Source organism: Pseudonocardia charpentierae, from assembly GCF_031845345.1.
Lineage (GTDB): Bacteria > Actinomycetota > Actinomycetes > Mycobacteriales > Pseudonocardiaceae > Pseudonocardia > Pseudonocardia charpentierae.
The window spans coordinates 48590-60534 of the sequence record NZ_JAVREJ010000028.1; the positions used below are offsets into that span (position 1 = coordinate 48590).

Sequence of the window (11945 nt, forward strand, 5' to 3'; positions counted from 1 at the left end):
CTACTCCGCGGGCGCGGGGCTCGCGTCGGGGACACCCAGCCGGTAGCCGACCCCGCGCACCGTGGTCACCAGCTCCGGGCGGCCGAGCTTCGTGCGCAGCGTCGCCACGTGCACGTCCAACGTCCGGTTCGCCCCCGGCCAGCTGCGGCCCCACACCTCGCCGACGATCCGGCCGCGGGTGCAGACCGTGCCGCCCGCGGTGGCGAGCAGGGCCAGGATCTGGAACTCCTTACGCGTGAGCGCCACGGGGTGGCCCGCCACCGCGACCTCGTGCCGGCGCAGGTCCATCCGCACGTCCGCCACCGTGACGACCTCGCCCGGATCGCCCGGCGCCAGGGCCGGGGCGCGACGGCGCAGCACCGCGTGCATCCGGGCCAGCAGCTCGCCGGTGTCGAACGGCTTGACCAGGTAGTCGTCCGCCCCGCAGTGCAGGCTCTGGATGCGGTCGTCCACCTCACCGCGGGCCGACACGACGATCACCGGCACGTCGCCCGCGGCCCGGATCTCGCGGCACACGTCGACGCCGTCGACATCCGGGAGGCCCAGGTCGAGCAGGACGACGTCGACACCGTCGAGGTGCTGGGTGACACCGCGGCCGCGGGAGAGCCGGGTGGTGGTCATCCCGTGCCGGTGCAGGGCCGGGCGCAGCGCGGCGGCCACCCTGTCGTCGTCCTCGACCAACAGGATGTGCACTCGTGAAGTGTGTCCGATCGCGGGTCCGGCGTCTCCGGCGGCGAGGAGTGTTATCGGACGGAAACCTCATCAATCGCTCAAGGTGCTGGACTGTGCTGTCCGATCCGCCCTAGCGTCCCGCCATGCCCGGAGGCTCTCGATGACCGCTGCGACCCCGCCGATGATCCGGATGCAGGCCGTCGACAAGCATTTCGGTCCGCTCCACGTGCTGAAGGACATCAACCTCGAGGTGGACGCCGGCCAGGTGGTGGTCGTGCTCGGGCCGTCCGGCTCCGGCAAGTCCACCCTGTGCCGGACGATCAACCGGCTCGAGCCCATCGACAACGGCACGATCGAGGTCGACGGGAAGATCCTCCCCGCCGAGGGGAAGGCGCTGGCGGCGCTCCGGGCCGACGTGGGCATGGTGTTCCAGAGCTTCAACCTCTTCGCCCACAAGTCGATCCTCGACAACGTCACCCTCGCCCCGCTCAAGGTCCGCAAGGTCAACAAGGCCGAGGCGCAGAAGCGGGGCCTCGAACTGCTGGAACGGGTGGGGATCGCGAACCAGCGCGACAAGTACCCGGCCCAGCTCTCCGGCGGCCAGCAGCAGCGCGCGGCGATCGCCCGGGCGCTGGCCATGAAGCCGAAGGTGATGCTGTTCGACGAGCCGACCTCGGCGCTGGACCCGGAGATGGTCCAGGAGGTGCTGGACGTCATGACCACCCTGGCCCGCGAGGGCATGACGATGCTCGTGGTCACCCACGAGATGGGCTTCGCCCGCCGCGCGGCCAACCGCGTGATCTTCATGGACGCCGGCGAGGTCGTGGAGGACGCGGCGCCGGACCAGTTCTTCACCGCCCCGCGCAGCGAGCGGGCCAAGGACTTCCTCGGCAAGATCCTCACGCACTGATCAGCGCTCGTTCCCCTCAGGAGGAGATTCTCATCATGAAACTGCGTCATCTGGCGGCAGGGCTGCTCGTCGGCACCCTCGCCCTCACCGCCTGTGGCCGGGAGGGCGCTCCCGGCGCCGAGAGCGCGGGCCCGACGCAGACCGCGGCGGCCGGCGTCACCGTCGAGGGCTCCCCCACCTTCGCGGCCATGCAGCAGCGCGGCCGGGTCGTGATGGGCGTGCGCAACGACCAGCCCGGCCTCGGCTTCCAGGACGCGACCACGGGCCAGTACTCCGGCTTCGACGTCGAGATCGCCCGCCTGGTGGCGGCCCAGCTCGGCTTCGGTGCCGACAAGATCGACTACAAGGTCGTGCCGTCGGCCGCCCGCGAGGACACCATCGAGCGCGGCGAGATCGACTACATGGTCGGCACGTACACGATCAACGACAACCGCAAGCAGCGCGTGTCGTTCGCCGGGCCCTACTACGTGGCCGGGCAGAGCCTGCTCGTCCGCTCCGACGACACCGCGATCACCAGCAAGGACACCCTCAAGGGGAAGAAGGTCTGCTCGGTGACCGGCTCGACGCCGATCCAGCGGGTCAAGGATCAGCAGCTGACCGAGCCGGAGAACATCGTCGAGTTCCAGACCTACAGCCAGTGCGTCGACCAGCTGCTCAACAACCAGGTCGACGTGGTCACCACCGACGACGCCATCCTCAAGGGCTTCGCCGCCCAGCAGCCCGACAAGCTCAAGGTCGTCGGTGAGGTGTTCTCCACCGAGCCCTACGGCATCGGGCTGAAGAAGGACGACACCGCACTCCGGAACAAGATCAACGACATTCTGGAGGCCGCCGAGACCGACGGCACCTGGAAGCAGATCTACGACGCCACGCTCGGCAAGTCCGGCTCCCCGGCCGACCCACCGCCGCTGCAGCGGTACTGACACCCGATGCGGGGTGGGCCACCTCCGGGTGACCCACCCCGCCCTCGTTCACGAACCGGGAAGGAGCAGCGTGAACGTCCTGCTCGACAACCTCGGCCTGTACGGGTCGGCGTTCGCCGGCACCGTCCGGCTGTTCCTGGTCGCCGCCGTCGGCTCGCTGGTACTCGGTGTGCTCCTGGCGGCGATGCGGGTCAGCCCGGTGCCGATCCTGCGGACGTTCGGCGCGGGCTACGTCCAGATCGTCCGCAACACCCCGCTCACGCTGGTCTTCTTCTTCTTCGCCTTCGCCTACCCGCGGCTGGAGATCGCCGACCTGTCGTTCTTCGCCCGCGCGTGCACCGCACTGATCGTCTACACCGCCGCGTTCGTGTGCGAGGTGGTCCGGTCGGGGATCAACACCGTGCCGGTCGGCCAGGCCGAGGCGTCGCGGGCACTCGGCTTCACCTTCGGCCAGACGCTGGGCGCCGTCGTGCTGCCCCAGGCGCTGCGCGCGGTCGTCCCGCCGCTGACCAACATCGAGATCGCGCTGCTCAAGAACACGACGATCGCGGCGGGCTTCTCGGTGTTCGAGGCCGGCGGGATCTACCAGAACCTCTCGGAGAGGGGCTACAACGTGCTGACCGGGCTCCTGTGGGTGGCGGTGGGCTTCCTCATCCTCGTCGTCCCGCTGAATCTGCTGCAGCGCAACCTCGAGCGGCGCTGGAGCGTGGCCCGGTGAGCGAGCTTGCGAGCGAACCAATGTCACCGCGCCGGCGGTCATCGTCGACCGAGCGAAGCGAGGGAGTGCGGTGACCGCAGTCCTGTACGACGCGCCGGGGCCCAAGGCCCGGCAGCGCAACCGGCTCTTCGCGGTCGTCGGCACCGCCCTGCTGGTCGCCCTGGTCGGCTTCGTGGTCTACCGGTTCGTCGGCACCGGCCAGTTCGAGGCCCGGATGTGGGAGTGGATCCTCTACACCAACATCCAGCTGCTCCTGCTCGACGGCCTGCTCAACACCCTGCGGGCCTTCGCTCTCGCCGCCGTGCTGTCCCTGGTGTTCGGCGCCGTGTTCGCCGCGGGACGGCTGTCCGACCACCGCTGGATCAGTCGCCCCGCCACCACGGTGGTGGAGTTCTTCCGCGCCGTGCCGCTCCTGATCCTGATCTTCATCCTGTACTTCGGGGTGTCCCGTGGCATCGGGATCGACATCACCGCGTTCTCCGCGCTGGTCCTGGGCCTGATGCTCTACAACGGCTCGGTGCTGGCCGAGATCTTCCGGGCGGGCGTCGTGTCGCTGCCCCGGGGTCAGCGGGAGGCCGCGTTCGCGCTGGGTATGCGCAAGACCCAGGTGATGACGAACGTGCTGCTGCCGCAGGCGCTGCGCCTCATGCTGCCCACGATCATCAGCCAGCTCGTGGTGGTGCTCAAGGACACCGCCCTGGGCTTCCTGATCCTGTACCCCGAGCTGCTCTACCAGGCCCGCTTCCTGGGCAGCCAGGGCCAGCTGGGGTCGCCGATCCTGCAGGTCGCACTGGTCGTCGCGGTCATCTACATCACGATGTGCCTGCTGCTGGCCCAGCTGGCGAACTACCTCGAGCGCCGGACGCGGCGGACCCGGCGGGCGGACCCGGCGGCACCCGCCGACGACACCGCGGGCGAGATCGAGCAGATCCGGGCCGCCACCCCGTGACCGTGCTCAGCCCTTGATCCGGGAGGTCTGACCCGCCCACTCCTTCTCCCGCAGCGTGAACTTCTGGGTCTTGCCCGTCGACGTCTTCGGCAGCGCGTCGACGAACTCGACCTCCCGCGGGGCCTTGTAGCGGGCGATGCGGCCACGCACGTGGTCGAGCAGCTCGTCCTGGGTCGTCGTCGAGCCCGGCTTCAGCACGACGAACGCCTTGGGCCGCTCGCCCCACTTCTCGTCGGGGACACCGATCACCGCGGTGTCGAGCACGGCGTCGTGGGCGAGCAGCGCCTGCTCGACCTCGACCGTCGAGATGTTCTCCCCGCCCGAGATGACGACGTCCTTGGCCCGGTCGCGCAGCTCGACGTAGCCGTCGGGGTGCATCACACCGAGGTCGCCGGAGTGGAACCAGCCGCCCGCGAACGCCTTGGCGGTGGCCTCGGGGTCGCGGTAGTAGCCCTTCATCACGTTGTTGCCGCGCATGACGATCTCGCCCATCGCTGTGCCGTCGGCCGGCACGTCGACCAGCTGCCCGTCGCGCAGCTCCGCCTCGACCACCCGCATCCGCTCGGCCTGGATCATGCCGACGCCCTGCCGGGCGCGCAGCCGCGCCCGTTGCTCCTGGTCGAGCTCGTCCCACTCGCGGTGCCAGTCGCAGACCGAGTACGGGCCGTAGGTCTCGGTGAGCCCGTAGACGTGCACGATCAGGAAGCCCATCCGCTCGGCACGCGCCAGCGCCCTCGGGCTGGGCGGGGCGGCGGCGGTGGTGATGACGACCGGGTGGTCCAGCGTGTGGGCCCGCGGCGAGTCCAGGACCATCGCGACGACCGTGGGCGCGCCGTTGAGGTGGGTGACGCCCTCGGTGTCGATCTGCTGCCAGATCGCGTCGCCGCGGACGTCGCGCAGGCACACCTGGGTGCCGCCGACCGCGACCACCGACCAGCCCGTGCACCAGCCGTTGCAGTGGAACATGGGCAGCGTCCACAGGTAGACGCTGTCGTGGGTGAAGGCCGAGTGCAGCACCTCGCCCAGCGCGTTGATGTACGCCCCGCGGTAGGTGTACATGACGCCCTTGGGCCGTCCGGTGGTGCCGGAGGTGTAGTTGATCGAGATGGTGGCGCGCTCGTCGTCGACGGTCCAGGGCAGGACCTCGTCAGCCAGGCCGTTCGACGCAGCGCCGGCCAGGAGGTCGGCGTAGGCGATCGCCCCTGGGATCTCCTGGGACGGTGCGGGTCCGTGCGGGTCGACGACCGTGACGACGGTGCGCACCGTCTCCAGCGCGCCCGCCACGGGGGCGACGGTGGACGCGAACGCCGCGTCCACCACCAGGACGACGGATCCGGAGTGGTCGCAGATGTAGCGGACCTCCTCGGCCGAGAGCCGGGTGTTGACCGCGACGAGCACCGCACCGGCCAGCGGGACCGCGAACTGCGCGACCAGCATCTCCGGCACGTTCGGCAGCAGGTAGGCGACCCGGTCACCGGGACCGACACCGGCGGAACGCAGGGCCGTGGCCACCTGCTGCACACGCTCCGCGAACTCGCGATACGTCCACCGGTCCGGCCCGTACACGACCGCGACCTTGTCGGGGTGCACGTCCGCGGAGCGCTCGAGGAACGACAGCGGCGTCAGCTCGGTGATCCAGGTCTCCATGCCCGCTGAGTCTGCGGTGTCCGGCCCGTCCGCAACACCCCTTCGCCCGAGCGGACCGCCCTGGCGGGTCAGCGGTGGCGGTGCTGGTTGCTCAGCAGCACCCCCATGACCGGGATGAGCAGGAACACCACCCAGGTCCTGGTCAGCAGGAACAGCCCCAGGGCGATGAACGGGCTCAGCGCCATCAGCCGCGGGCCCCACACCTCCATGGCCGACCGCTCGTTCCGCACGGGCGGTGCCGACGCGCGCACGGAGGCCGGCAGCGGCGGCCTCACGTGGACCGCGATGGGATCGTCGATCCCGGGCAGCAGCGGATGCGGCGCGGGCAGGTCGTCGAAGAGGGCGGCGAGCTCGGGAGCGGTGGTCGCGACCGAGGCACGGGCGGAGCGCTCGCCGTACTCGTCGACCTCCAGCCTGCCCGCCTCGAGGTGCTCGCCGAGCGCCTTCATCGCCGCGTCGCGCTCCGCGGTCCCGATCCGGATCGGTGGCCGCTCGTTCGTCATGCTCCGAGAGTGCCACCGTTTGCTACAAGTTCTCCACCTCGACCGGGGTGATGGCCTCATCGAGCGGGAACCCGAGCACCTGCGCGTAGAACGACAGCTCGGCGTCGAGCGCTCGGCGGACGTTCTCGGCGCGCCGGAAGCCGTGCTGCTCGCCCTCGAAGAGCAGGTACGCGACCGGCACCCCCGTGCCGCGCAGCGCGCCGACGATCGCCTCCGACTGCGCGGGCGGCACGATGGCGTCCTCCGCGCCCTGCAGCACGATCAGCGGACGGGTGAACCGCTCGACGTGCGTGATCGGGGAACGCTCCACGTAGACGTCGCGCGCCTCGGGATAGGGCCCGACCAGGCCGTCGAGGTAGCGGCTCTCGAACTTGTGCGTGTCGCGGGCGAGGGCTTCGAGGTCGGCGACGCCGAAGTGGTCGGCTCCGGCCGCGAACGGGGTGTCGGCGCGGGCCAGCGCCGCCAGGGTGGTGTAGCCGCCGGCCGAGCCGCCGCGGATGCAGAGCCGGCCCGGATCGGCCCGGCCGCGGTCCGCGAGCGCCCGGGCTGCGGCGAGGCAGTCGGCGACGTCGACGACGCCCCACTGGCCACGCAGCAGCTCGCGGTAGGGGCGGCCGTAGCCCGACGAACCGCCGTAATCGACGTCGACCACCGCGAAGCCGCGGCTGGTCCAGTACTGCACGCCGACGGCCAGCACCGGCGACGCCTTCGACGTGGGGCCGCCGTGGATCACCACGAGCAGCGGCGGCCGCTCCCCCTCCGGACCCTGGAAGCGCGGATTGACCGGCGGGTAGAACAGCGCGCGACCGGTGCGCGACTCGCCGGCGCCGTCGACCGACGGGAACCGCACCGCCTCCGGGACGGAGATCTGGTCTGTGCCCAGCCCCAGGTCGCGAGGGGCGCGCAGGGTCTCCACGCGCGGCGGCGCGCCCGACAGGTCGATGCGGTGCACCCCGGGCTCCGCGACCGGGCTACCGGCCACCACGACGACGGCGTCCGGACCGGCGGCGACCACCGACCCGACGGCGGTGAACGGCAGGTCGAGGTCGGTCAGGATGCCGTCGAGGCCACGCACGGCCAGGCCGTCGAACCCGTCGCGCCACCGCGCCACCACCACCCGTCCGTCGTCGAGCACGGCGTAGCGGGAGGTGCCGAACACCCATGCCGGCACGCCGATGTCGGCGTCGGTGCGCACCACGGCCTCGATGTCGTGGCCGAACTGCCAGCGGTAGAGGTTCCACCAGTCGGTGCGGTCGGAGAGGAACCACAGCGAGCCGTCGGGCCGCCACCGCGGCTCGGTGACCGACTCGACCGGACCACCCGCGACGACGGTCTCCTCCCCGGAGGCGAGATCGCGGACGACCAGCTCGGCGGCGTCCCACGGCATCGCCGGGTGGTTCCACTGCAGCCACGCGAGTGTGGTGCCGTCCGGCGACACCCGCGGCGCCGCCACGAAGTCGGGTCCGCTGACGAGGACCTCCGGCTCGCCCGGAACCCGGGCATCGAGCACGACGACCTCGTTGACGACGTCGATCGCACGGTCACCGAGGTGCCGCTCGCGGACACAGACGATCCGCGTGCCGTCTGCGCTGAGCTCCCCGTCTGCGTAGCGGTCGCCCCGCGGCCGGGCCGGCTCGGGGGTGAGCGGCTCGGGCGTGCCCTCGGGCTCGAGGTGGTACAGGCGCTGGTCGGCCCAGTCGGTGAACCACAGCACGCCGTCGCGCACCCACCAGGCGGCACCGCCGTACTCGTGCACGGCCGTCCGCGCGTTGCGTCCCTCGGGGAGCAGCTCGTCCGTGGTTCCGTAGGGACGGCGCCGGACCAGCTGCGTCCGCCCGCCCTCCGACGGGCGGCTCTCGGCCCATACGACGTCGCCGCCGTCCACCACTACCTCGCCGAGACGGACGGCAGCCCCCACGACGACCTCGGACGTCACCGGGGTGGTCCACGAGCCGAAGGGCGCGGTGACGGCGTCCGGCTCCCGGGCCCGTAGATCGATCACGACCCGAACGCTAATGGTCCTCACGGCGGGTGCGCCACGTGCGGCGCCGGGCGGTCGCGACGCCGGCGGTCGCGAACACGGCGACGGCCCGGGGCAGCGCCCGAGGACGCACGAGACCGAGCAGCGCCGGTGCGGCGCGCAGGCCGGGCCGCCAGCGCACGGAACCGTCGGCGGCGACGGTGCCGACAGCAGGCGCGCGGCAGGCCCGCGTGGACGCCGGCAGCCCCGGATGCGTCTCGGCGAACTCCGGGTCGCGGCACGAGCGCAGGCGGACGGGGACGCGGAGCAGCCCGGGGATCGCGTGGGCGACACCGGCGCAGAGCCCGCAGGCCGCGTCGTGCACGACGAGGACCTCCCGGATGTGGGCCGCGCTCAGTGCCATGCGGTCACCGTTCCGGCGATCAGCGCACCGACACAGGCGAACGCCAGCATCGGACGCACCACGCGCTCGGCGGCCGACCAGACCTCGGTCCACGAGCCGTCGTCGCTCCAGCCGTTCGACATCACGGGCATCGCGAGCCGGCCCGCAGCGAACCCGGCCGCCACCGCCGGGGCCACGGGCAGCGGCACCACGAGCACGACCGCGGCGAGGGCGAGATGCGGCAGGGCCGACGGCGAGTAGGTCCGCATGCCGGTACCCATCTCGAACCCGAACTGCAGTGCACCCCACTCGGCGCGGTGCTGGACCTCCTCGGGCACCAGGCGGGCGTTCTCCGGCACCCGGAAGCGCCAGAAGCCGATCTCCCGGCCCAGCACCACGAGTGCCGCCGCGCCGAACAGCGCCGCACGCATCGGCAGCGGAACCAGGGCCTGCGGCAACGCGCCGAGCACTGCGGCGACGCACGCCACGAGCATGGCCCCCAGCAGGAGGCCGCCGCCGAACCAGCGGAGAACGGGTTTGCCGCGCCAGACCGACGCGCTCAGCAGGAACGCCGAGTTGTGGCTTCAAGTGGAGCCGGAGTTGGCGAACCCGGCCGCACACCCGGCCGCGACCGCGAGCAGCGGACCGGATGGGGCGGTACCCGGCACGGCGAGCGCCGCACCGGCGCCCACGACGCCGAGCAGCGCGAGCGCAGGGGTGAGCGGATGCAGTGCCCGGCGGGCTGCGCCCCTCAGCTTCGGCCCCCTCACCTCAGGGCGGGCAGCAGCGCCGACGCGTCGTGGGTCTCGTCGCCGCTGTCGTCGTCCTCGACCTCGTCGTCCGGCTCCTCGGGAATAGGGTTGGCCAACTCCTGCTGGGTGAGGGCGCAGGCCGCGATGGTGATGCCGGTGTACTCGGTGCCGTCGTCGTACGTCGCCGTGGTGATGGCGTCGGAACAGCGGACGCCCTTCCACCGCCAGGCGTTGCGACCGTGGCAGTTGGTGGTCAGCCGCGTCGAGTCGAACTCCACCCCGCGGTCGGTGAAGGTGCCCTCGCGGTGGTAGCCGCCCTCGCACGGGTAGGAACCGCGCTTCCATCCGCCGTAGCAGGTGGCCTCGCCGCCCTCCTGCCAGTTGTTGGCCTCCTGGTCGTAGGCGGCGGGCTTGCAGGTGCCGTACTCGGACCGGTTCGACGGTGCCGCCGCGGCCTGCCGCCGCGTGAGGTACCAGTCGAGCGGCACGAGTGTGCTGGCCGCGACCCCGAGGACCAGGGCACGCAGAACGGTTCGCCGGCTGGGCCGGTACCCGCGCAGGTGCGCCACGACGGCGCTGGGCCGGGCTCGTTCGGGTGGTGCGGAGGTGGTGGGGATCTCCGTGATGCCGTTCATGCCCGGCTCACCTCGTTCTGGGGGGTTCGGGCGCGGGCGACGAGCTCGCGCAGCAGTTCCGGCAGGTCGGTGTCGGCGTAGACGAAGCGGCGGGCGACGACCGTGCCGCCGGCGTCGACGGCGAGGACCGTGGGCGCGTATCCCTCGTACAGGTCGGCACGTGCCGCGACGTCGACGCGGAGGATCCCGGTGCCCGGTCCCGCCGCGGGATCGTGGATGCGGTCGGTCAGCGCGACGACGCGGACGTCGTCTGCGGCATTCACCGCGATCAGAGCCTGGAAGACGGTGGCGCAGAGCGTGCAGTCGCCGTCGAGGACGGCGACGAGGCTGCACCCCTCGCCGGGCCCGGGTCGCACCGACGCCGGTGCGGGGCGACCCACGAGCGTCGCGTACCCGGACAGGCCGGTGTCGCCGGAGGCCGCCTCGAGGCCACGCACCCGGGCGTACACCCCGATCAGGGCGACGAGCGTGAACGCCGCGACGAGCAGCGCGAGGAGAGCCACGGCCATCGCGACCGACATCCCGGTACCCATCTCAGACCGCCCAACGTCCGGTGAGCACCGACAGCGCGTCGACGACCTGCGTCTCGGGCACCGGCAACGGGGCACGTCCGGACTCGGGCCCGAGCAGCACGAGGTCCATGCCGAGCGTCGGGCCCGCGAGGACGTAGCGCCACTGGTGCGGACCTCCGGCGACCAGTCCGGCCGTCACGCGGTCCAGGACGCGGTCGGCGCGCCACAGCTCGCCGCCCGGCAGGGTGAGCCCGGCCCACTCGGGGAGCATCGGCAGCATCTCCGCCGCCCGCCGGACGACGAGAACGGAGTGGGCGCTGCGCCCGATGAGCGAGACGTCGGGCTGTTGCACGAGCATGTCCGAGGCCGGGACGAGGGTGGCGCCGTTGGCGGAGTCGGTGAAGCGGAACGACCGCAGCAGACGCTCGATACCCGCAGCCGTCGGCGCCGGGCCGCCGAACCAGGTGGTGGCCTCGTGGTACGGGCCGGCGAGGACGAGCGCCGAGTCCGAACGGTCTGAGGCCTCGAACACCACGGCGTCGTAGCCGCGCATCGCCTTCCGCATCTGCCGGCCGCCGGGCAGGATCTTGTCCGGGATCGCCCGGTGCTCGCCCGCCGGCGCGAGGAAGAACTGCCGTGCGAGCTGCGGACCGGTGAAGCGGGTGTTGCCGTACCAGCGGAAGTCGCCGAGCATCGAGGGCAGCGTGAGCTCGACGGGGTCACCCGACGCCGCAACCCGCCACACGTCGCGTCCGCCGTTGCCCGCTGCCTCCTGTGTCATCGATCCCGCCGCCATCCGTCCTCCTGGTCTTTCGGCACCGGTCCGGAGGGACCCGCACCGCGTTCCTTGAGGTGCAACGAGGGGAACCCCGTGACGTCACTGCGGCGATCGGGGGATCAATCTTCGTCACCGGCGTCGCAATAGATTGTCGTTGACCGGAAAGGGCGAGTTGATGAGTCATTCTCCGTATTCACCGGAGCCCCGGCCGGGGGACGCCCCGGGGCCGACGCCGGCGGGCGACTACGACGAGGCCGGTGTGCCGACGTTCGAGCACGTCCGCGACAAGATCGAAGGCCGGTACGCCACCGCGCAGGGCGGCACGGAACTGGCCGAGGAGAGCGAGGCGGGCCGGGCCGTCGCGGAGCAGGAGGCCGACCGGGAGGCGGCGGCACGGGAGCGTCTCGAACAGATCCGGCGCTCGATCGGGGGCGGCGAATAACCGGCCTTAAAACACAGAATGCCCCGCCGGTCACCCGGCGGGGCATTCTCTTACGTTTGATGTCGGCGGCGACCTACTCTCCCACACCCTGGCGAGTGCAGTACCATCGGCGCTGGAGGGCTTAGCTTCCGGGTTCGGGAT

General features: G+C 71.8%; 15 protein-coding genes and 1 rRNA gene. 5 read left to right on the forward strand and 11 right to left on the reverse strand.

From position 1 onward, the window contains the following. Positions 1-693, reverse strand: coding sequence for a response regulator transcription factor (locus tag RM445_RS27485; protein WP_311559772.1), 693 nt, complete (start codon positions 691-693; stop codon positions 1-3). Positions 694-853: 160 nt separating this feature from the next. Between RM445_RS27485 and RM445_RS27490 the strand changes: the two genes are divergently transcribed. From RM445_RS27490 to RM445_RS27505, 4 genes are all read left to right on the forward strand, one after another. Next, positions 854-1582, forward strand: a complete 729-nt coding sequence (locus tag RM445_RS27490) for an amino acid ABC transporter ATP-binding protein (RefSeq protein WP_311559789.1) — start codon at positions 854-856, stop codon at positions 1580-1582. A 35-nt stretch (positions 1583-1617) separates the two neighbouring features. Further along, a complete protein-coding gene (locus RM445_RS27495) occupies positions 1618-2505 on the forward strand; it encodes a glutamate ABC transporter substrate-binding protein (protein WP_311559773.1) in 888 nt (295 codons plus the stop codon). A 70-nt stretch (positions 2506-2575) separates the two neighbouring features. After that, complete coding sequence (locus RM445_RS27500; protein ID WP_311559774.1) at positions 2576-3223, forward strand: amino acid ABC transporter permease; 648 nt, start codon at positions 2576-2578, stop codon at positions 3221-3223. 70 nt (positions 3224-3293) lie between these two features. Next, complete coding sequence (locus RM445_RS27505; protein WP_311559775.1) at positions 3294-4172, forward strand: amino acid ABC transporter permease; 879 nt, start codon at positions 3294-3296, stop codon at positions 4170-4172. Between the two features lie 6 nt (positions 4173-4178). Here the strand turns inward: RM445_RS27505 and RM445_RS27510 are convergent, their stop codons facing one another. The 9 genes from RM445_RS27510 to RM445_RS27550 all read right to left on the reverse strand — a co-directional run bounded on the left by RM445_RS27510 (position 4179) and on the right by RM445_RS27550 (position 11380). Then, a complete protein-coding gene (locus tag RM445_RS27510; protein WP_311559776.1) occupies positions 4179-5819 on the reverse strand; it encodes a long-chain-fatty-acid--CoA ligase in 1641 nt (546 codons plus the stop codon). Between the two features lie 68 nt (positions 5820-5887). Next, on the reverse strand, positions 5888-6322 hold the full coding sequence (locus RM445_RS27515) for a DUF1707 SHOCT-like domain-containing protein (protein ID WP_311559777.1): 435 nt from the start codon (positions 6320-6322) through the stop codon (positions 5888-5890). Between the two features lie 22 nt (positions 6323-6344). Further along, a complete protein-coding gene (locus RM445_RS27520; protein ID WP_311559778.1) occupies positions 6345-8324 on the reverse strand; it encodes a S9 family peptidase in 1980 nt (659 codons plus the stop codon). A gap of 10 nt (positions 8325-8334) precedes the next feature. Further along, entirely contained in the window at positions 8335-8706 is a 372-nt protein-coding gene (locus RM445_RS27525) for a hypothetical protein (RefSeq protein WP_311559779.1), read from the reverse strand. Next, the gene (locus RM445_RS27530; RefSeq protein WP_311559780.1) at positions 8697-9179 is read right to left on the reverse strand and encodes a hypothetical protein; all 483 of its coding nucleotides are present in this window, start codon (positions 9177-9179) and stop codon (positions 8697-8699) included. Before RM445_RS27530 ends, RM445_RS27525 begins: the two co-directional genes overlap by 10 nt. A gap of 90 nt (positions 9180-9269) precedes the next feature. Continuing rightward, entirely contained in the window at positions 9270-9455 is a 186-nt protein-coding gene (locus tag RM445_RS27535; protein ID WP_311559781.1) for a hypothetical protein, read from the reverse strand. Further along, entirely contained in the window at positions 9452-10072 is a 621-nt protein-coding gene (locus RM445_RS27540) for a hypothetical protein (RefSeq protein WP_311559782.1), read from the reverse strand. Before RM445_RS27540 ends, RM445_RS27535 begins: the two co-directional genes overlap by 4 nt. Next, positions 10069-10605 (reverse strand): hypothetical protein, encoded by a 537-nt coding sequence (locus tag RM445_RS27545; protein ID WP_311559783.1) that lies wholly within the window; start codon positions 10603-10605, stop codon positions 10069-10071. The genes RM445_RS27540 and RM445_RS27545 overlap by 4 nt, the downstream gene beginning before the upstream one ends. A 1-nt stretch (position 10606) precedes the next feature. After that, positions 10607-11380 carry a hypothetical protein gene (locus RM445_RS27550; RefSeq protein WP_311559784.1) on the reverse strand — a complete coding sequence of 258 codons (774 nt, stop codon included), beginning with the start codon at positions 11378-11380 and terminating at the stop codon, positions 10607-10609. 157 nt (positions 11381-11537) lie between these two features. Here RM445_RS27550 and RM445_RS27555 point away from each other — a divergent pair, with 157 nt between their 5' ends. Next, positions 11538-11804, forward strand: a complete 267-nt coding sequence (locus RM445_RS27555; protein WP_311559785.1) for a PspA/IM30 family protein — start codon at positions 11538-11540, stop codon at positions 11802-11804. Positions 11805-11864: 60 nt separating this feature from the next. Here the strand turns inward: RM445_RS27555 and rrf are convergent. Continuing rightward, a 5S ribosomal RNA gene (gene rrf, locus RM445_RS32780) occupies positions 11865-11945 on the reverse strand; the annotation flags it as partial.